Below are 19,756 nucleotides of genomic sequence, written 5' to 3'. Positions count from 1 at the left end.
CCGCCCGCCGCCGCCGTTTCCGCGACTTTCCCGGCGGTGGGTGCCTCCGGTCAGGCGACCGGGGTGACCTTGCCGCGGCGGTGCCGGCCGTACCAGGCGATGCCGATGGCCACCCCGACGCCGACGCCGAGCGCCGCCGCGGCGACCGGCACGGCGGGCCGCTCGCGCAGCCGCCGACCCAGCGGGACCGGGTGCCGGAACTCCAGGACCGGCCAGGAGTTCTCCACCGCCAGCTTGCGCAGCGCCCGGTCCGGGTTGACGACGCTGGGATGCCCGACGCACTCCAACAGCGGCCGGTCACTGTACGAGTCGGAGTAGGCGTACGAGTCGGCCAGGTCGTAGCCGCGCTCCGTGGCCAGCTCGCCGACCGCGTCGACCTTGCTCGGGCCGGCCGCGTAGAACTCGACCTCGCCGCTGTACCGGCCGTCCTCGACCGCCATCCGGGTGGCGATCACATCGGTCACCCCGAGCAGCGCACCGATCGGGCGGACCATCTCCTCGCCGGAGGCGGAGACCAGCACGACGTCCCGCCCGGCGGCCTGGTGCTCCTCGATGAGGGCGGCCGCCTCGGCGTACACGTAGGGGTTGATCAGGTCGTGGAGCGTCTCCGCGACGATCTGGCGGACCTGTTCCACCTGCCAGCCCTTGCAGAGCGTGGCCAGGTAGTCCCGGGTCCGGGCCATGGTCTGCTCGTCGGTGCCGCCCAGCCGGAACATCAGCTGCGCGTACGCCGACTTGACCACGTCTCGCCGGGTGATCAGGCCGTCCCGGTAGAACGGCCGACCGAACGCCAGGGCGCTCGACTTGGCGATGACGGTCTTGTCCAGATCGAAGAAAGCGGCGCTTCGGCCCACGGCGCGAAAGTGTAGCCCGACGGTCCGCCGCCGACGGGTGCCCGGGGCCTCCCCGTCGGCACGGGCGCTCGCACCTCTGCCGAGAGTGACGACAGTCACACTCTCCGAACACAAATCGGCGGTGGGTGGAGCGCACGCCACTCGACGTATACCGGTCCATTGCGGCATGCTTGTGCTCGCGACGAGAGTTCACGTCTCGTCCCCTGGAAGCCCTCGGCGGTTGCACCCCCCGTGACCGCTGAGTGGGTTCGGCTCAACCCCCCCGGAGCCGAACCTCCGACGACCCCCGTCTCCCCCCGACGGGGGTCGTCCCTTCTCCGGCTGAGCACTCCGCCGCAGGTCACAGGTCCTGTCCGTCCCCGTCGAGGGTGCTTTCCGGGGGCGTTTCCCGGGCGGGAGGCAGCAAAGAGGCAGCGGAGCTGTCGAAGGCCGCCAGGACGCGGGCCGCATAGTCGTCCGGGGTGTGCGTATAACGGTTGAGCGTCGTGGACGCCTGCTCGTGGCCCATCACCCGCTGCACCAGGTTGATCGGAACGCCGTCGGTGACCAGCCATGTGGCATACGCGTGCCGCAGGTCGTGGAAGCGCATCCCGCCTACGGCCTTGGCCGCCACGAATGCGACCGCTTCCCGCTCGGTGGTGAACTCGGCTGACCACTCGACGCCCTCCCGGTCGGGCCAGCCAGCGCGGTACCGGTGCGGGCCGGTATTGGCGACCTGGCCGAGCAGGCCAGCGCGGACCAGCGAAGGCAGCCAGACCCGGCGGCGGAAGTTCGACCGGCGCAGCGGGCGCCCGACCCGGTCACGAAAGACGAGACCCCTGACGGCGACGACACGACGGTCGTACTCACGCACCGCGGCCTGCCATCCACTCTCATCGGCATCCACCGCGCCGGCTGGGAGCACCGGCTCGGACGACTGCGCGTTGCAGCCGGCTGACCCAGCTGCATACATAGCCGATGTGAGTGCGATGGCGCGCTCCGGATGCCTCATGGGCGCGGCCCGGCCGGTTGCTAGCTGGACAAGACTGGGTCCGCCACGCCGCAAATTCGGCCGACCCGTCGGACTTGGCGAGGGGTAGACCGGCGAGACGCGACAGCCGAAACGCAATTTCCTCCTCGGCTGATGCGTCCGGTCGGCGTCGCTAGATCCGTTTGCGGGCGGTGAGCAGCAGGTACTCCCAGTCCATGACGGTGGTTTTGGTGCCTTGATCGTGGCGCTGCGCGAGATCGGCGAGATCGCGGTCCAGCGCGGCAACCATTTCGGGATCCTCGGCGATGCCCTTGTACACCGCGATGGTTGGGCCGTACTTGGACTTGAAGTAGTCGCGGAACGCCTCCGGTGTCGGGAAGCGGTCGATCCTCACTGTCTGTCGGCGCGCAGCGACATCGGTTACCCGATCGCCGAGCAGTGAGCGAACGTGGTCCGGGCTGCCCCAAAGCGGCGGGGGCTGGGCGCCGGGCGGGGGTGGAGCGGCGTACGGCTTCATCGTCGCGAACATCTGGCCGATGAAGCCCTCCGGCGTCCAGCTCAGCAGGCCGATGGTTCCCCCCGGACGGCAGACGCGGACCAGCTCGTCCGCGCTCGCCTGGTGATGAGGTGCGAACATGACCCCGACGCAGGACAGCACCCTGTCGAACTCGCCGTCGGGGAACGGCAGCGCCTCGGCGTCGGCCTGACGCCACTCGAGTTTGGCGCCTGCCCGCTCGGCCTGGCGCCGGCCGGTGTCGAGCAGCTCGGGTGTGAGGTCGCAGGCCACCACGTCGGCGCCGGCGAGCGCCGCGGGGATGGCGGCGTTACCCGTTCCCGCGGCCACGTCCAGGACGCGGTCGCCGGGAAGTACGTCGCAGCTGTCCACGAGGATCGGACCTAACGTCGCAATCATTTCCGTGGCCACGGCGGGGTAGTCGCCGAGGGCCCACATAGCACGGTGTTTGGCTTTGAGGGCGCGGTCGGCCTCGGCCGCATCGATTACGTCGCTCATGACAGCTCCTCCAGAACAGATTCGGCTTCGTAGCGCGTTCCTCCCTTGCCAGAATCGACGAACTCGATGATCCATAGAGGGATGATCCTTGTCCGATCGGCGACATGCCATCCACGCCGCCGCATGGCCATTGGGCCCGTGCCGAGGTGACCGGCCGCCTAGATCAATGGCTACGTAGATCCGGCGTCAGAAAGCGACCCCTGCAACGTTGCCTAGTCCAAGATCAGGTGTGCTCTTCTGCCGCGATCCGCGCGCTGCGGAGCGTGACCACCCGGCAGCAGCCCTCGGAGTGTCCGGACATGCCGAGATCAGTGCATCAGTGTGTGAGGGATGCGGCGCGTTGGGAAGCTTCGATAATTCGTTGCTCGCTTGTTGGAGGCGGCCGTCCGGCACGCACTCGGCGTGGCGGGTGCGGGTCCGGCCCGTAGCAGCGGGTGAAGGGGATAAATGGCTTGCACAGGCGCCTGGCTGAGAGTTTGACTGCTCGCCATGGCTTTCCCCTCACCGATCTTCGTTGCGGGTACGGGTCGTTCGGGAACGTCACGGATCGCCGACATCATCGGCGAACATCCGCTGATCCATCGGATTCCCATGGAGACCCGGTTTCTCATCGACCCGGGTGGCCTGCGGGACCTGGCCGACGCGCTCACCGATCGATACGACCCCACCGTCGGTGAGGACGCCCTGCACCGGCTGAGCGACTTCCTCACCGTACGAGTGCCCGGCCGGCGCGACGATCGCGGCAAAACCGTTCCCGAGCTGGTCGGCGAGCGGCGCTACCGGGACGCGGTGCAACAGCTCTGGCCGCAGTTGATCGCGTACACATACGACGAACCTGCGCCCGCGGAAGGCTTCGGGAACGCCGACCGGCCTGCCGGGCCGTTCGAGCCGCTGAGCCGCCGGCGGGTACTTCCCAGGTATTTCAGCGACCGGGGCGAACTGCTCGGAATCTTGCGGGGCCTGATCGACACCATGTTCGGCGGAGCAGCCGCCGACGCGGGCAAGCCGACCTGGTGCGAGAAGACACCGTTCAACCTGCTGTGCATGGAGTTCCTCTGGGAACTGGTCCCCGAAGCGACCATCGTGCACATCAAGCGTCACCCGGTCTCAGTGCTCGCATCCCACCTGGCCCAGCCATGGGCACCGCCCACCGTCGACGGCGCGCTCGCCTACCTCAAGCCGGTCTACCACCGATGGCTCACCTGGAAGAACACGGTTGACCTGACGGGCAGGCGATACATCGAGGTGAAAGCAGAAGATCTCGCAGCCGACTGGCCCGGGCAGCGCCGAGCCCTGTTCGAACGGCTCGACGTCGACGATTTCGCCACCCCTTCAACGTTTCAGTCGCACAAGCTGACGAACCGCAACGACCAATTCGACGACGAAACCCGCGAGTTCATCGAAGAAGCACTCGGCAAGGTCATCCCGGCCATGGGATATGAGTGACGGCTCTGGCTCTCCACCTTGACGACGCCGCGTCGCGCCCCTCGAACGCCCGGTAAACGCTGCTTCAGCCGAACCGCATCGCAGACCACTCGTTCCAAACTTTCCGGCCGTCTTTTGAGCCCGCGCTTATGGGCGGGTGCACGCTTCTGCCGCGATGCGCGCCCCTGTCGCGGTCCGTGAGGGCCTCCGCGGCTCCTCTTGAGGATCATGACGGGCATCAGGTGGGCCGCGAGCGTCAAGCATGTCCCGTGACAGGACAAGCCGGCTGCCGGCGTTGTCGGGTCTCAGGACCTGCGTGACAGAACAGTCTCAAGACATGGGTGACACGTCCGGCTAGCGAGGTGGTGACGGCGGCTCGGGCGGGCGTCTGCGGGCGCGGGCTGCGTCGGATATGGCGATCCCGGTCAGGACGAGGGCAGCAGCGGCGGCGACCACGACTGGCGGCAGGGGGAGCATCGCCGGTGTCAGGGCGGCCAGGGCAAGGACGCCGATCAGTCGGGACCGGGACACGCGGCCGAATACCGCGTGCTCGAAGCGGGCGCGCCCGGCCAGGTACAGCGCGGGTCCGCCGAGGATGACGGCGATCCAGGCCGGTGGGGTGTGCCCGAGTGGATGGGCGATGACAAGTTCGGCGCCGACGGCTGCAGCGACCACGCCGGCCACCATGGTCAGGTGGGCGTATGACGTCGATCGGGCGAGGCGGATCGGGTCGGCGGACACGGCAATCGCTTCCGCCAGGACTTGCCCAGAGCGGTAGATGTAGATCCGCCACAGCAGCACGGTGGTCGCGATCGACACTGCGAACGCTGCGGTTTCATCAGGCGCGAAGCCGCTGCTGCTCAGCGCCAGTCCGGTAACCAGGATCAGCTCGCCGAGCGCGATGATGAAGAGCTGCCGGTGGCGCTCGGCAATGTGCTCGCCCGAGATCACAAGGTCTTGGCCGGGCGTACGGCCCGCCCCCGGGGTGGGGAAGCCGATTCTGCCTGCCGTGTGGTCAAGGACCACCGCGAGTGCCCACAACGCGCCACGCGCCGTACCGTGCACGAGCGCCCCCGCGATCCACGGCAGCGCCGACAGGCCGTACCAGAACAGCCCGCGCACGCCGATGCGCTGCAGCTCGTGGCCACGCAGAAAGGCCACGAGGACGAGCCCGCGGCCGAGCTGGATGGCGACGTAGGCGCCCGCGAAGATCAGGCCCGTGTCGCCGAATGCCTCGGGCACCGCGGCCGCCATCACCAGGGTGCCGACCATGGTCGCGATGACCAGTGCCTGGATTGCCGGTTGTTGCGGGTCCGTCCGGTCGGTTAGCCACGCGGTGCTGGACCAGACCCACCACATGGCCCCCAACAGCACCAGCGTCCGGAAGGCACCGCTCCACCCGAGATCCTCGGCCAGGCCGCGCGAGAGCTGAGCGAGCGCGACGACAAGCACCAGGTCGGAGAAGAGTTCCAGGAACGTCTCCCGCTGCGGGTCCTCGGCTTTCCGCAGCAGCTTGGCTGCTCTGCTCGTCGTCATCGGCTTGCCCGTTCTGCCAGCTCTGCTCCAGGTTGGGGGCATTCTGGCATACGGCAGCGGCGGTGACCGCGGACGTGCTGCCGTGGACTGGATCGAGCGGCCCGCGTTACACGGACGGGCGACGGTCGAGGCCGATGAGTTCCTTCCATCCGTCGCCGCGGGTTCGGATTAGCTCGTCGACCTTGGCCAAGCGTCGGCCAGTGCTACGGAGGGCGGAGTGTCACCCAGGTCCTGATGCCGATATGTCACGCAGGTCCTGAGACCGGACAGCCGGCTGCCAGCGTTCAAAGTTTCTGAGCGTCTTCAAGGAGGCCCTGAGCGGCCGCACGCGCCGTCGCCTGGGCGCGCGGCCTGCACTCCGCTGCCGCTCCGCTCCAGCCACGCAGAACGCCCGGCGGCTGGCGCGGAAAGCGGAAAGCCCGGAGGGCCGCCGCAGCACGACAGACTGTTGATTGGTGAGGCGGTAGACCGGCAGCCGGCCGGGCCGCGCCGCCAGGACCCGTGCGGCGTGGGGGCGCGCACGCCGACTGCGCCGGCGGCCTGGTGGGGGTCGCCGGGTTGCGGTTACTGCGCCTCCGGCGGGGGCGCCCCGGCTCCAGGATGGCCGGGGCTGCGCCGGCGGCCCGCGGTCCGTCGGTGGTTGCGATAGTCCATCCCGCCCTGCAGCTAGGGCTGGCGGCGCGCGAAGAGGACGGCCCCTGGAACGCTCTCGTCCAGATCGAGCAGCATCTGAGCCTCGACGGTGAATCCGGCGTCGCGCAGCCAGGCTGCCACTTGGCCAGGCTGACGGCGGTGGACGTAGACCCTCATCGGGTGGCCACCGTAGCCCTGTGTTTTCAGCCGCGATCCGTCGCCGACGTGAACGCCGAGCAGCAGCGGTCCGCCGGGACGCAACGCTCGCCGGAAGTGGCCGAAAACCCTGGAGACCGCGTCGTCGGGGACGTGGATCAGCGACCAGAAGGCGAGCAGGCCGGCAACCGAGGCGTCGGCGAGGTCCAGGTCCGTCATCGAGCCCACCTCGAACCGCAGGCCGGGGTGGTCACGCCGGGCCACGTCGACCATCGCGGGTGAAAGGTCGATGCCAAAGGCGTCGACGCCCAACTTGCGCAGGTGGGCGGTGACGTGTCCTGGTCCGTAGCCCACGTCCGCCACCGACCCGCCGCCGGCGGCGTGAACCAGGTCGGCGAACAACGCCAGACTCCCTCTTAGGTAGGGCTCGACCGCGAGAGCGTCGCGCACCTGGTCGGCATAGCTGACCGCGACCGTGTCATAGGAGGTCCGGGTGTCAGCCAACCAACCTTGATCGCTCATCCCTGAAGGGTAGTGACTCGACGCGCCATAGCAGATCCAGATCTGTCGCGGGCGTTGTCCACAGCGGTCGAAGTTGTCCACAGGCGACCGGCCTGGGGCTCCGGACCGGTCCGGTCGGCGGCAGGCTCGACGGCAGCACGTTCGAGCCCGACCGCTGGAGGCCGCCATGCCGCCCCGTACCCCGCTCCCACCGCACCGCCGCCTTCCCCTGCTGGTCACCGCCGACGGCGACCTGCTCGACGAGCTGCTCCGGCTCGCCGCGGCGGGTGGCACCGAGGTCGAACTCGCCGCCGACCCCGCCGCCGCCCGCGCCCGCTGGCTGCCGGCCCCGCTCGTGCTGGTCGGCAGTGACCAGGCTCAGGCCTGCCTGCGGGCCCGGCTGCCACGCCGGTCCCGGACGGTGCTGGTGGGTCGCTCCGGTCACCTCGACCCGGGCGCGGAGATCGCCGAGCTGATCGGGGCCGAGCATGTGGCCACGCTGCCCGCCGCCGAGCCGTGGCTGGTCGACCGGTTCGCCGAGTGCGCGCTGGGCCCGGCCACCGGCGGCGCGGCACGGATCCTCGCGGTGCTCGGCGGGCGGGGCGGCGCGGGTGCCAGCGTGCTCGCCGGCGGCCTCGCCGTCACCGCCGCCCGGGCTCGGCTGCGCACCCTCCTGGTGGACGCCGACCCGCTGGGCGGCGGGCTCGACCTGGTGCTCGGCTGGGAACAGCTGGAGGGCCTGCGCTGGCCCGGGCTCACCGGCACCGACGGACGGGTCGACCCACCCTCGCTCGTCCGGGCCCTGCCCAGCCGGGGCGACCTGGTCGTGCTCTCCTGGGATCGCGGCGACCCGCTGCACCTGCCCGCCGAGGCGATGGCCGCCACGGTCGACGCCGCCCGCCGGGGCCGGGATGTCGTGGTCGTCGACCTGCCCCGGCAGCTGGACGACGCGTCGGTTGTGGCGTTGCAGGCGGCAGATCGGGCCCTGGTGGTCGTACCGGCCGAGCTGCGGGCCACCGCCGCCGCGGCCCGGGTGGTCGCCACGGCCGCCCCGCACTGCGCCGACCTGGCGCTGATCGTGCGCGGCCCAGCCCCGGGCCGGCTCAAGGCCACCGAGGTGGCCCGGGCGCTCGGCCTGCCGCTCGCCGGCACCCTCCGCCCCGAGCCCGGGCTCTGCCGGGGGCTGGAGCGGGGTGAGGCACCCGCGGCGGGCGGGAAGGGGCCGCTCGCCGCGCTCTGCCAGCGGATCGTCGGCGAGCTGACCGGCGTGCCGGTCACCGGTGCGGCATGACCGGCCCCGTCGACTCCGGAGAGCTGGCGGCCCGCGTCCGGCGCAGGTTCGCCGCCGCGGCCACCCCGGTCACCCCCGCCGCCATCGTCTCCGCCGTACGTGCCGAGCCGAGCGCCGCCGTGCTCGGCGACACCGCCCTGCTGCGCATCGCCGATCGGGTGCACGACGACCTGGTCGGCGCCGGCCCGCTCGCCCCGTTGCTGGTCGACCCGCAGGTGACCGACGTGCTGGTGAACGGCACCCGGGTCTGGGTCGACCGGGGGCTGGGGCTGCGCCAGGTGGCGGTGCCGATCGGCTCCGTCGAGGACGTACGCCGGCTCGCGCAGCGCCTCACCGCGGCGGCCGGCCGCCGGCTCGACGACGCCTCCCCGTACGCGGACGCCCGACTGCCCGACGGCACCCGGCTGCACGCCGTGCTGCCGCCGGTGGCGACCGACGGGCCGTACCTCTCCCTGCGGACCTTCCGGCAACGGCCGTTCACCCTCGAGGAACTGGTCCGGCAGGGCACCGTGCCCCGACCGGTGGCGCCGTTGCTCGCCGCCGTCGTGGCGGCCCGGCTGGCGTACCTGGTGACCGGTGGCACCGGTTCGGGCAAGACCACGCTGCTCAACACGCTGCTCGGGCTGGTGCCGGCGACGGAGCGGATCGTGCTCGTCGAGGACGCCGCCGAGCTGCGCCCGGTGCACCCGCACGTGATCGGCCTCCAGGCCCGCACCTCGAACGTGGAGGGCACGGGCGCGGTCGGGCTGAGCGACCTGGTCCGGCAGGCGTTGCGGATGCGCCCGGACCGGCTGGTGGTGGGCGAGTGCCGGGGCGGCGAGGTGGTCGACCTGCTCGCCGCCCTGAACACCGGCCACGACGGCGGGGCGGGGACGCTGCACGCCAACGCCCCCACGGACGTACCGGCCCGGCTGGAGGCGCTCGGGCTGCTGGGCGGCCTGCCCCGGGCCGCGCTGCACGCCCAGGTCGCGGCGGCGCTGCAGGTGCTGCTCCAGGTCCGTCGCGGCAGCGACGGCCGCCTGCTGGAGTCGATCAGCCTGCTGGTGCCCGAGGGGCCGGACCGGCTCGTCACCGTGGTGCCGGCCTGGGTACGCGGTCGCGGCCTCGGTCTCGCCGCTCGGGCGCTCGGGGCGCTGCTGCGGGAGCGTGGGGTCGACGTACCGCCGATCCTCTGTGCGGTCTGGCCGGGCTCGGCGGGCCCCTCGTGACCGGCCCGGCCTGGCTGGTGACCGCGTTCCTGGTAACGGCCGCGGCGGTGGTGGTGTGGCCGCTGCGCAGCGGTCGGGCTCGGCGCCGCGCCGTCTTCGGCTCGCCGTCCCGGTCGGCTCCCGGTGGCTCGCCGACAATGGGTGCGACGCACGCTCCGGCCTCCCTCCTCGCGGGGTTCCGGTCGAACCGGGGGCGGCTGCCGACGGGCACCGCGGTGGTTCGTCGCGGTGCCCGGGCGCCGGTCGTCGGGCGGTCGTTCCCGACCAGGCCGCCGGGTCGCAGAGACCCGCGCCGTCCGGCCGGTGCCGCGCTTCCCGACGACCTCCGCCACGCCGCGACGCCCGTCCGGCGGGCGGCGGTCCGATCGGCCACAGCTCGGGACGGGCTCCCTCTCGGCGGGGTCGGGGCATCCGCGCCGGGACGAACGGTGCTGCTGGCCGCCGTGGTGGGCGGCGGGATCGGTGCCGGGGTGGCCGGCCCGGTGGCCGCGGTGGTTCTCGCCGCCTACGGCGCGCTGGGGATGCGTGCGGTCCTGCGGCGTCATGCCGGACGGCACGCGCAGCGGGCCCGGCGGCAGAGTCTGGACCAGCTCGGCGGCCTCGCCGCCGACCTACGGGCCGGGTTGCCGGTAACGGCCGCGCTCGGCGGTGCGGCGTCGGGGCCCGTGACGTTCGGCGGTTCGGCGACGGCAGCCTTGACGTTCGGCGGTCTGGTGCCCGGGCGGTCGACGCTCGGCGAGACGTTGCCCGGGCAGCCGGCGCTCGGCGGTCCGGTGCCCGCGCCGTCGACGCTCGATGGATCGGTGCTTGCGGCGTCCGGGCGGCTACTCGCGGACGGGGACCTGGTTGTGGGCCCGCCGCCTCCGGTGGAGGGCCCGGCGTCCGCCCCTGCCGATGGCGAGACCGGCAGCGCCGGTCATCGCTCCGCAGCCGACGGCGGTGGGCGCACCCGGTCGCCGGGAGGCACGGTCCTCGACCGGCCGGAGCGGGTCGCCGAGCTCGCCCGGGCCGCCGTGCGGCTGGCCGACCGCACCGGCGCTCCCCTCGCCGAACTGCTGGAACGGATCGAGGCCGATGCCCGCGCGGCCGACCGTGGGCTCGCTGCGGCTGCCGCCCAGGCCGCCGGCGCGCGGGCCACCGCCTGGCTGCTCGCCGCGCTGCCGCTCGGCGGCATCGGGCTCGGCTACGCCATCGGGGTGGACCCCGTCGCGGTGCTGCTGCGCACGCCGGTCGGTGGCGCCAGCGCGGTCGCGGCCGTCGCGCTGCAGATCGGCGGCCTGCTGTGGGCGGAACGGCTCGGCGCGGCCCCGGGGCGGGCCGGCTGATGCCCCGGCAGGCGTTCGCGGCGGCCTGCCTGGTCGGGGCGGCGCTGCTCGTGATCGTGGCCGGCTCGCCGGCCGTCCGACCAGGCCGGCGTCTCCGCTGGCTGGGCCGATCGTCGGAGGGCGGGGCCGAACGGACGCGGCCGTTCTGGTGGCCGGACCGCGTCCGGCTCGGCGCCGGGCTGGCCGGAGTCGCGGCCGCGATCGTCGTCGGCGGCTGGGCGGGCCTGCTCGTCGGGGTGCTGGTCGCGGTCGCGGCGGATCGCCTGCTCCGCCGGATCGAGCCGCGAGCCGCCCGGGACCGCCGACTACGCGAGATCGCCGACCTGCCGCTCGCCGCCGACCTGCTCGCGGCGGCCCTCCGCGCCGGAGCGCCGGTCGACCGCTCGGTGCTGGCGGTCGCCGAGGCGCTGGGCGGGCCGATGGCCGACCGGCTCGGGCGGGTCGGCCGGACGCTGCTGCTCGGTGGCGAGCCCGCGGAGGCCTGGTCGCAGCTGCTGCCCGTCCCCGGCGCGGAGCGCCTGGTGGCCGCCGCGCTCCGCTCGTCGAACAGCGGCGCGGCACTGGCCGGCGCGCTCACCCGTCTCGCCGATGACCTGCGGGCCGACCGTTCCACCGCGGCCGAGGCGGCGGCCCGCCGGGCGGGCGTGCTCATCGTGCTGCCGCTGGGGCTCTGCTTCCTGCCCGCCTTCATTCTCGCCGGTCTGGTGCCGGTGATCGTCGCCGTCCTCGGCGACGTGCTCTGACCCTAAGAGGAAGGGAAACGACATGCGGAAACTCCTCGCCCGCCTGCGCGGCGACGCCGGGATGAACACCGCCGAGTACGCCGTGGGCACCCTCGCCGCGGTGGCCTTCGCCGGCATCCTGCTCAAGGTGCTCACGTCCGGCAACGTGCAGTCCGCGCTCACCGCCGTCATCGACCGGGCACTGAAGTGACCGGGCGCCGGCCGGCCGGCCACCACCGTGGCTCGGGCAGCCTCCTGGCGCCGAGCGGAGCCGTTGACCGTGGCTCGCGAGCGGCGCTGGACGGTGAGCCTTACTCGCTGGCGACCGCGTCCGACCGTCGCCCCGGTTCGCGGGCGACGTCCGGCCGTGGGTCTGGCTCTCGCGCCGCGCGTCCGGTGGCGGGGTCCGACCACCGTTCGTCGGCCGGCGAGCTGACGGTCGGGTCGGACCGTGGCTCGTTCACCGCCGAGTTGGCGGCCGGCCTGCCGGCGCTGGTCCTGCTGCTCCTCACCGGCCTCACCGCGGTCAATGCGGTGACCACGAGGGGCGGTTGCCTGGGCGCGGCCCGGGAGGCGGCGCTCGCCGCCTCCCGGGGCGAGAACGGAACGGCCACCGGTACGCGGTACGCGCCGCCCGGCGCCGACGTCGCGGTCACCGTCACCGGTGACCGTGTCACCGCCACGGTCCGCGTGCCGGTCCGCACCCTGGGGGCGCGGCTGCCCCGGCTCACGGTCTCCGCCACCGCGGTCGCCGCCGTCGAACCCGGCGCCCCGGCACCACGACCGTGAGGCCGGGAAGCGGGCTCCGGGTGAACCGGGCCAGCGCGGCAACGGACCGGGGCGGCGCCACGGTCTGCCTGCTCGCTGTGGGGCTGGTCTTCGTGCTGGTAGGCCTGTTCGGCGCGGCACTCGGCGCCGCCCGGACGGCCCGGCAGCAGGCCCGGGTCGCGGCGGACTTCGGGGCGCTCGCCGGCGCCGGTCGGGCGCTCGACGGCGAGGTGGCGGCCTGCGGGGCGGCCGGGGAACTGGTCGGCGCCAACGCCGCACGGCTCTCCGCCTGCCGCCTCAATGGCCTGGACGTGCTGGTCACGGCGGAGGTCACGGTCACGCCGCTGCCCTGGCTGACCCGCACCACCACCGCGACCTCCCGGGCCGGCCCGATCCGAGGCTGACCGGCCCAGGCCCGGTCATCCAGGCGACCTACCGGTCGGGTCGCATCACCGGCGGGGCCGCCTGCCGGCCAGGTCGCATCACCGGCCGGGCCACTTGCCAACCGGGTCGGTCGGGGCGCGGTGAGCTGCCGCGCCCCGACCGATGACGGCTCAGCGGGACTGGAGGGCGTCCAGGCCGACCGCCATGGCGATGACGAGTCGCCGGTCGATCTGCGGGTTCTGGATCTCCACCACGTACCGGTCGCGCAGACCCCACTTCTTGACGACCGAGAACACCGGCTGGCCGCCGGCGACAAAGTCGAAGTGGTACGGCAGCCACGACAGCGAGTCGACGAAGCGGCGCAGCAGCGCCACCGGCAGGCTCCGCTCCTGGCCCGTGATCTGCGGCAGGCCGGCCTGCTCGACGTGCCACGTCGAGCGCAGCAGCGACTGGGCGAAGTCCTTGCGGAACAGCCCGATCGGGTTGCCGGCGTGGTCGGTCACGTCGTACGTGGCGCCGAGGTCGAGCCGCTGGCGGGCCTTGAAGCCGAGCAGCGGGTACTGCTTGGAGTCGTCCGTGTAGATGGTCACCTGCTCCTTGAAGGCGAGCCGCTTCTGCTGCGCGAACGCGAGCAGCTCGCCCTCCGTGCCGTCCGGTGCCACCGCGCGGACCTCGTACTGGTTGACCATCATCCGGATCCGCTGGCGGATGAAGAACTGGTGCTGGGTCTGCAAGGCGTCGAGCTGCATGCGATCTCCTTCGAGGGGTAACGCCGGAGTCTCGCACAGCCGGGCCCTCAGCGTCCGCCCTCGCTTGTCGCCTTCATCGCCCAGCCGCTGAGCACCTGGTGGATGCCGCGCAGTCGTTCGTTGATCTGCTCCAGGCGTTCCGCCTGCACCAGGCTGGCCAGCGCGGCGGGTCAGGGCGTGTCGGTCGTCGCGCTGGCGCGGTCCGGGACCCGCTCGTCCTGGCGCGGGAGGGCTGGGGCCGGGCCGGCCGGGGCGTCGCCGTCGGGCGGCAGGTTGGTGAGGACCACGTCGAGGACCTTCACCGCGTCCGACTTGCCCAGCGGGTTGTTGCCGTTACCGCACTTCGGGGACTGCACGCAGGACGGGCACCCCGACTCGCAGCCGCACTCGGCGATCGCGTCGCGGGTGGCCCGGAGCCAGGCCGCCGCCGTCCCGTACGCCCGCTCGGCGAAACCGGCCCCGCCCGGGTGCCCGTCGTAGACGAAGACGGTGGGCGCCTCGGTGTCCGGGTGCACGGCGGTGGACAGCCCGCCGATGTCCCAGCGGTCACAAGTGGCCATCAGCGGCAGCAGCCCGATCGCGGCGTGCTCGGCGGCGTGCAGCGCCCCCGGGATGTCCGCCGCCTCGACCCCGGCCGACGCCAGCGACTCCGGCGAGACGGTGAACCAGACCGCGACGGTGCGCAGCTCCCGGGCCGGCAGGTCCAGCGGCCGGGTGTCGATCACCTCGCCGGAGGCGATCCGGCGCCGCTGGTACGACACGACCTGGCTGGTCACGTCCACCTCGCCGAGGAAGAGCCCGACCGGCCCGGCGTCCACGTACGACCGGACCGACACCACCGACAGCGAGGTGACGTCCCGGGCGTGGGTGGACCAGTCCGGCTCCTCGGCGTGCACCAGCGCGCAGCCGTCGGCCAGGTCGAGCGAGTCGACCACGTACGAGACGCCCTGGTGCAGGTAGACCGCGCCGGGGTGGATCAGGAAGTGCGACGAGCCGCCGTCGACGGTGCCGAGCAGCCGCCCGGTGGGCGCCTCCACCACGCAGACCGGCGCGCCGCCCTCGCCGCGCAGGTCGACCTCGGGGCGTTCCCGGTGCCGCCAGTACCAGCCGGTGGGCCGCTGCCGCAGCGCGCCGGCCTCGACGAGCGAGTCGACCGCCTCCTTCGCGCCGTCGCCGAACAGCTCCAGGTCGGCGGGGGTGAGCGGGGCCTCGGCGGCGGCGCAGGCGAGCTGCGGGGCGAGCACGTACGGGTTGGCCGGGTCGAGCACGGTCGCCTCGACCGGCCGCCCGAACAGCGCCTCCGGGTGGTGCACCAGGTAGGTGTCGAGCGGGTCGTCCCGGGCCACCAGCACGGCCAGGGCCTCGTCGCCGGAGCGGCCGGCCCGGCCGGCCTGCTGCCAGAGCGACGCCCGGGTGCCCGGCCAGCCGCAGATCAGCACGGCGTCCAGCCCGACCAGGTCGACGCCGAGTTCGAGGGCGTTGGTGGAGGCGAGCCCGAGCAGGTCGCCGTGGAGCAGCGCGCGTTCCAGCTCGCGCCGTTCCTCGCGCAGGTAGCCGGCCCGGTAGGCGGCCACCCGGTCACCGAGCCCGGGGACCGCCTCGTCGAGGGACCGTCGGGCGTTCGCCGCGACCACCTCGGCGCCCTTGCGGGAGCGGACGAAGGCCAGCGTGCGTACTCCTTCGGCGACGCTGTCGGCGAGCAGGTCGGCCGTCTCGCGCAGCGCCGACCGGCGGACCTGCGTGAGATCGTCCGTGACGGCGTCCAGGGAGGACGGCAGCAGCGGCGGCTCCCAGAGCGCGAAGGTCACCCCGCCGCGCGGCGAGGTGTCCGCGGTGACGGCGGCCACCGGCAGGCCGGTGAGCCGCCCGGCCGCCGTCGCCGGGTCGCCCGACGTCGCGGAGGCCAGCACGAAGACGGGGGTACGACCGAAGCGGGCGCACTGTCTGCGCAGCCGGCGCAGCACGTGCGCCACGTGCGAGCCGAACACGCCCCGGTAGGTGTGGCACTCGTCGATCACCACGTACGCGAGCCGGCGCAGGAAGCCGGACCAGTGCGCGTGCCCGGGCAGGATGCCGTGGTGCAGCATGTCCGGGTTGGTCAGCACGAACCGGGAGTGCCGGCGGATCCACTCCCGCTCGGCGCGCGGGGTGTCCCCGTCATAGCAGGCGGGGCGTACCCCGTCGAGCTCCAGGCCGGCGACGGCGCGCAGCTGGTCGGCGGCGAGTGCCTTGGTCGGCGCCAGGTAGAGCACGGTGGCGCGCGGGTCGGCGAGCAGCGTGCTCAACGCGGGGAGCTGGTACGCCAGCGACTTGCCGGACGCGGTGCCGGTGGCCACCACGGCGTGCTGTCCGGCGTACGCCAGCTCGGCGGCCTCGGCCTGGTGCCGCCAGGGTGCGACCACGCCGCGGCGGGCGAACGCCGCCCGCAGCTCCTCCGGGGCCCACGCCGGCCACGGTGCCGGCTCGCCGGCGCGGGCCGGCACCCGCTCGACGTGGGTGACCGGGTCGGCGGTGTGCCGGGCGCGCAGCCGACGCAGCAGCTCGGCTGGCGGTCGCCCGGGGCCGGTGCCTGCAGATACGGTGGCGTAAGTCACGTCCTGCACTCTCGCACTGGTGTTCGGAATTGGGAACCCGAGCCCGTGGGTATGGGGGAGCTCACCGGTGACCCGGCAGGGGCCCGGGGGCGGGATGGTTAGATGCCCAGGAGAGTCTACGAGGAGGACCGATGGAGCTGTCGCTGGCGACCCGCACCGTGGGGGAGCACACGGTGCTCGAGGTCGGCGGTGAGGTGGACGTCTACACCGCGCCGCGGCTGCGGGAACGGCTCCTGGAGTTGATCGACGGCGGGGCCCGCCGGGTCGTGGTGGACCTGGGCCGGGTGGACTTCCTCGACTCGACCGGCCTCGGCGTGCTGGTCGGCGCCCTCAAGCGGCTCCGCTCGGCCGGTGGTTCGTTCGCCCTGGTCTGCGACAAGGAGCCGCTGCTCAAGATCTTCCGGATCACCGCGCTGGACCAGGTCTTCCCGCTGCACCCCACGGTCGACGCGGCGATCAGCGCCGACCCGACCGGCGCCGGCGCGTGATGGCGACCGTCAAGCTCTCCTTCTCACCCGCCCCGGTGCACGTGCGCACCGCCCGCCTGGTCGGCGTCGCGGTGGCCCGTCGGGCCGGGGTACGCGAGGACCTGCTCGACGAGGTGCGCCTGGCCATCGGTGAGGCGTGCACCCGGGCGGTGGCCCTGCACCGGCAGTACGGCCTGCACGACCCGGTGCTGGTGGAGATGTCCGACTCCGGCGCGTACTCGGTGCGGGTGGTGGACCGCGCCCCGATCGAGGCCGGCATCGGGCTGGCCGCGCTGCCCCCGGACGAGTTGGCCAAGGAGTCGCTCAGCGAGGACGCGCTGACCACCGGCGTCGGCTTCGCCCTGCTCGCCGGCTTCGTCGAGGACCTCCAGGTCCGCCCGGTCGACGAGGGCATCGGCACCGAGGTCCGGATGGTGTGGCCGGTCGGCCGCTGACCTGACAGTTCGTCCCCGCAGGCCGCGTTCCCGCTCGGGAGCGCGGCCTCGTCGTGCTGGCCGCCCCATATATCAGATTTCTCCTCATAACACAGTTGCGAAGATCATCGAGAGAGGGTGCCCCCTCGGTGTGACCTCCAACACTGCGGAGGGCTACAGTACCCGGGTTGTCAGCAAGTAACCCGTCCCGCAGCCAGCGGGAACGGGGGTTCATCGCTGGTCCGCGGTGGTGGGTTGGCGCGCTGGCGAGTTCGCATCCAGGCGTCGGCCCGTGCGTCTCCACGGCCGGCGCGAGTGTTCGGTACAGGAGGACATAGATGTCCGGGACCTTGGCCGCCGACGGCGGCGCACTGTCCCTTACCGGAGCCAACACGACGTACGTCGTCATCGCCGCGGTCATCGCGCTGGTGGCGCTCGTCTTCGCCGCCGCCTTGACCAAGGCCGTGCTGGCAGCCGGTAAGGGCACCACCAACATGCAGGAGATCTCCGGGGCGGTGCAGGAGGGCGCGTCGGCGTACCTGCTGCGGCAGTTCCGGACCCTGGCGATCTTCGTGGTGATCGCCGTCGTGCTGCTCTTCCTGCTGCCGGTGCACGACACCGACGGCAACCAGACCCTGGTGAAGATCGGCCGGTCGGCCTTCTTCGTGGTGGGCGCCCTGTTCAGCGCCTCCATCGGTGGCGCCGGCATGTGGCTGGCCACCCGCGCCAACCTGCGGGTCGCCGCGGCGGCCCGGGAGCGCGAAGGCGGGCGCGAGGCCGCCATGAAGATCGCCTTCCGGACCGGTGGCGTGGTCGGCTTCCTCACCGTCGGCCTCGGCCTCTTCGGCGCGGCGCTGGTCGTCCTGCTCTTCGAGGGCGACGCCCCGACCGTGCTGGAGGGCTTCGGCTTCGGCGCCGCGCTGCTCGCCATGTTCATGCGGGTCGGCGGCGGCATCTTCACCAAGGCCGCCGACGTCGGCGCCGACCTGGTGGGCAAGGTCGAGCAGGGCATCCCGGAGGACGACCCGCGCAACGCCGCCACCATCGCGGACAACGTGGGCGACAACGTCGGCGACTGCGCCGGCATGGCCGCCGACCTCTTCGAGTCGTACGCGGTCACCCTGGTCGCCGCGCTGATCCTGGGCCGGGCCGCGTTCGGCGAGACCGGTCTGGTCTTCCCGCTGATCATCTCCACCATCGGGGTGCTCGTCGCGATCGTCGGCGTCTTCATCACCCGCCTGCGCGCCTCCGACCGCAACGGTCTGACCGCGATCAACCGGGCCTTCTACCTCTCCGCGGTGATCTCCGCGGTGCTGGTGGCGATCGCGGCCTTCGCCTACCTGCCGGCCAGCTTCAGTGAGTTGGAGGGCGGCCTCACCGACGTCAACCGCAACCCGCGGCTGGTGGCCATCGGCGCGGTGATCATCGGCATCGTGCTGGCCGCCGCGATCCAGGCGCTGACCGGCTACTTCACCGAGACCAACCGGCGCCCGGTGCAGGACATCGGCAAGAGCTCGCAGACCGGGGCGGCCACCGTCATCCTCGCCGGCATCAGCATCGGCCTGGAGTCGGCCGTCTACTCGGCGCTGCTGATCGGTGCCGGCGTCTTCGGCGCGTTCCTGCTCGGCGGCAGCTCCATCACGCTCTCGCTGTTCGCGGTCGCGCTGGCCGGCACCGGCCTGCTCACCACCGTCGGCGTGATCGTCGCGATGGACACCTTCGGCCCGATCTCCGACAACGCCCAGGGCGTGGCGGAGATGTCCGGCGACATCGACGAGCACGGCGCCCGGACGCTGACCGAGCTGGACGCGGTCGGCAACACCACCAAGGCGATCACCAAGGGCATCGCGATCGCCACCGCGGTCCTCGCCGCGACCGCGCTGTTCGGCTCGTACACCGACACCCTGCGGTCGTCGTACGCCGACGCCGGCGTGGGCGACGTGGGTGCCGAGATCCTCAACGCGCTGAACGTGGCCAACCCGCGCAACCTGGTCGGCCTGATCATCGGCGCGGCGGTGGTCTTCCTCTTCTCCGGCCTGGCCATCAACGCGGTTTCGCGTTCGGCCGGCGCCGTGGTGATGGAGGTCCGCCGGCAGTTCCGCGAGCTGCCCGGGATCATGGACCGCACCCAGCGCCCCGAGTACGGCAAGGTCGTCGACATCTGCACCCGGGACGCGCAGCGCGAGCTGATGACCCCCGGCCTGCTCGCCATCCTGGCGCCGATCGCGGTCGGCTTCGGCCTCGGCCCGGGCGCGCTGGCGTCGTACCTGGCCGGCGCGATCGGGGCGGGCACGCTGATGGCGGTCTTCCTGGCCAACTCCGGCGGCGCCTGGGACAACGCGAAGAAGCTGGTCGAGGACGGCGCGTACGGCGGCAAGGGCTCCGACTCGCACGCCGCGACCGTCATCGGCGACACCGTCGGCGACCCGTTCAAGGACACCGCCGGCCCGGCGATCAACCCGCTGATCAAGGTGATGAACCTGGTCTCGCTGCTGATCGCGCCGGCCGTGGTGGCCTGGAGCGTGGGCGCCGACCGGAACACCCCGCTGCGGGTGACGATCGCCCTGGTCGCCGCGCTGATCATCGTGGCGGCCGTGGTGTTCAGCAAGCGCAAGGGCATCGCGATGGCGGACTCCGACACCGGTACCGACGCCGGTGCGGGCAGCCCGGAGGAGCGTCCGGAGCCGGTCAACGCCTGAGGGTCCTGACTGGCAGCGGTTCCCGGTC

At 72.9% G+C, this 19,756-nt stretch carries 17 protein-coding genes and 1 pseudogene; 11 read left to right on the top strand and 7 right to left on the bottom strand.

The window, feature by feature from the left end:
• Positions 1-50: 50 nt before the first annotated feature.
• The 3 genes from GA0070613_RS07320 to GA0070613_RS07310 all read right to left on the bottom strand — a co-directional run bounded on the left by GA0070613_RS07320 (position 51) and on the right by GA0070613_RS07310 (position 2,836).
• Positions 51-854, bottom strand: a complete 804-nt coding sequence (locus GA0070613_RS07320) for an HAD family hydrolase (protein WP_089011593.1) — start codon at positions 852-854, stop codon at positions 51-53.
• Between the two features lie 340 nt (positions 855-1,194).
• Positions 1,195-1,707, bottom strand: a complete 513-nt coding sequence (locus GA0070613_RS07315) for a tyrosine-type recombinase/integrase (protein ID WP_231929705.1) — start codon at positions 1,705-1,707, stop codon at positions 1,195-1,197.
• Positions 1,708-1,996: 289 nt separating this feature from the next.
• Positions 1,997-2,836 (bottom strand): class I SAM-dependent methyltransferase, encoded by an 840-nt coding sequence (locus GA0070613_RS07310; protein WP_089011592.1) that lies wholly within the window; start codon positions 2,834-2,836, stop codon positions 1,997-1,999.
• 489 nt (positions 2,837-3,325) lie between these two features.
• Between GA0070613_RS07310 and GA0070613_RS07305 the strand changes: the two genes are divergently transcribed.
• Positions 3,326-4,282, top strand: a complete 957-nt coding sequence (locus GA0070613_RS07305; RefSeq protein WP_231929704.1) for a sulfotransferase family protein — start codon at positions 3,326-3,328, stop codon at positions 4,280-4,282.
• A 333-nt stretch (positions 4,283-4,615) separates the two neighbouring features.
• Here GA0070613_RS07305 and GA0070613_RS07300 read toward each other — a convergent pair whose 3' ends face one another.
• Both GA0070613_RS07300 and GA0070613_RS07295 read right to left on the bottom strand, forming a co-directional pair.
• Positions 4,616-5,797, bottom strand: coding sequence for a low temperature requirement protein A (locus tag GA0070613_RS07300; RefSeq protein WP_089011590.1), 1,182 nt, complete (start codon positions 5,795-5,797; stop codon positions 4,616-4,618).
• Positions 5,798-6,463: 666 nt separating this feature from the next.
• Entirely contained in the window at positions 6,464-7,108 is a 645-nt protein-coding gene (locus GA0070613_RS07295) for a class I SAM-dependent DNA methyltransferase (RefSeq protein WP_089011589.1), read from the bottom strand.
• A 166-nt stretch (positions 7,109-7,274) separates the two neighbouring features.
• Between GA0070613_RS07295 and ssd the strand changes: the two genes are divergently transcribed.
• The 7 genes and pseudogenes from ssd to GA0070613_RS07260 all read left to right on the top strand — a co-directional run bounded on the left by ssd (position 7,275) and on the right by GA0070613_RS07260 (position 12,805).
• Positions 7,275-8,378, top strand: a complete 1,104-nt coding sequence (ssd, locus tag GA0070613_RS07290) for a septum site-determining protein Ssd (RefSeq protein ID WP_089011588.1) — start codon at positions 7,275-7,277, stop codon at positions 8,376-8,378.
• On the top strand, positions 8,375-9,586 hold the full coding sequence (locus tag GA0070613_RS07285; protein ID WP_089011587.1) for a TadA family conjugal transfer-associated ATPase: 1,212 nt from the start codon (positions 8,375-8,377) through the stop codon (positions 9,584-9,586). Before ssd ends, GA0070613_RS07285 begins: the two co-directional genes overlap by 4 nt.
• 998 nt (positions 9,587-10,584) lie before the next feature.
• Positions 10,585-10,911, top strand: a pseudogene (locus GA0070613_RS34345) (hypothetical protein); the annotation flags it as partial.
• The gene (locus GA0070613_RS07275) at positions 10,911-11,654 is read left to right on the top strand and encodes a type II secretion system F family protein (RefSeq protein ID WP_089015807.1); all 744 of its coding nucleotides are present in this window, start codon (positions 10,911-10,913) and stop codon (positions 11,652-11,654) included. The pseudogene GA0070613_RS34345 and the gene GA0070613_RS07275, both read left to right, overlap by 1 nt.
• 22 nt (positions 11,655-11,676) lie before the next feature.
• Positions 11,677-11,844: a DUF4244 domain-containing protein gene (locus GA0070613_RS07270; RefSeq protein ID WP_076470820.1), complete on the top strand. Its 168-nt coding sequence runs from the start codon at positions 11,677-11,679 to the stop codon at positions 11,842-11,844.
• Between the two features lie 185 nt (positions 11,845-12,029).
• Positions 12,030-12,422, top strand: a complete 393-nt coding sequence (locus GA0070613_RS07265; RefSeq protein WP_231929703.1) for a TadE family type IV pilus minor pilin — start codon at positions 12,030-12,032, stop codon at positions 12,420-12,422.
• A gap of 20 nt (positions 12,423-12,442) precedes the next feature.
• Positions 12,443-12,805 (top strand): Rv3654c family TadE-like protein, encoded by a 363-nt coding sequence (locus tag GA0070613_RS07260; RefSeq protein ID WP_231929702.1) that lies wholly within the window; start codon positions 12,443-12,445, stop codon positions 12,803-12,805.
• A 150-nt stretch (positions 12,806-12,955) separates the two neighbouring features.
• On the opposite strand, the gene GA0070613_RS07255 is transcribed toward GA0070613_RS07260, so the two are convergent.
• Together GA0070613_RS07255 and GA0070613_RS07250 are read right to left on the bottom strand one after the other, a co-directional pair.
• Entirely contained in the window at positions 12,956-13,534 is a 579-nt protein-coding gene (locus tag GA0070613_RS07255; protein ID WP_089011585.1) for an LURP-one-related/scramblase family protein, read from the bottom strand.
• Positions 13,535-13,704: 170 nt separating this feature from the next.
• Positions 13,705-16,224: a DEAD/DEAH box helicase gene (locus tag GA0070613_RS07250; RefSeq protein WP_408630992.1), complete on the bottom strand. Its 2,520-nt coding sequence runs from the start codon at positions 16,222-16,224 to the stop codon at positions 13,705-13,707.
• A gap of 35 nt (positions 16,225-16,259) precedes the next feature.
• Between GA0070613_RS07250 and GA0070613_RS07245 the strand changes: the two genes are divergently transcribed.
• The 3 genes from GA0070613_RS07245 to GA0070613_RS07235 all read left to right on the top strand — a co-directional run bounded on the left by GA0070613_RS07245 (position 16,260) and on the right by GA0070613_RS07235 (position 19,728).
• Positions 16,260-16,616 (top strand): STAS domain-containing protein, encoded by a 357-nt coding sequence (locus GA0070613_RS07245; protein ID WP_089011584.1) that lies wholly within the window; start codon positions 16,260-16,262, stop codon positions 16,614-16,616.
• Positions 16,616-17,050, top strand: coding sequence for an ATP-binding protein (locus GA0070613_RS07240; RefSeq protein WP_089011583.1), 435 nt, complete (start codon positions 16,616-16,618; stop codon positions 17,048-17,050). Before GA0070613_RS07245 ends, GA0070613_RS07240 begins: the two co-directional genes overlap by 1 nt.
• Before the next feature lie 317 nt (positions 17,051-17,367).
• Complete coding sequence (locus tag GA0070613_RS07235; protein WP_089011582.1) at positions 17,368-19,728, top strand: sodium-translocating pyrophosphatase; 2,361 nt, start codon at positions 17,368-17,370, stop codon at positions 19,726-19,728.
• Positions 19,729-19,756: the final 28 nt, after the last annotated feature.

Source organism: Micromonospora inositola (assembly GCF_900090285.1).
Lineage (GTDB): Bacteria > Actinomycetota > Actinomycetes > Mycobacteriales > Micromonosporaceae > Micromonospora > Micromonospora inositola.
The sequence above is the reverse complement of the archived record's forward strand: the minus strand, read 5'-3'. Positions and strand labels throughout refer to the sequence as shown.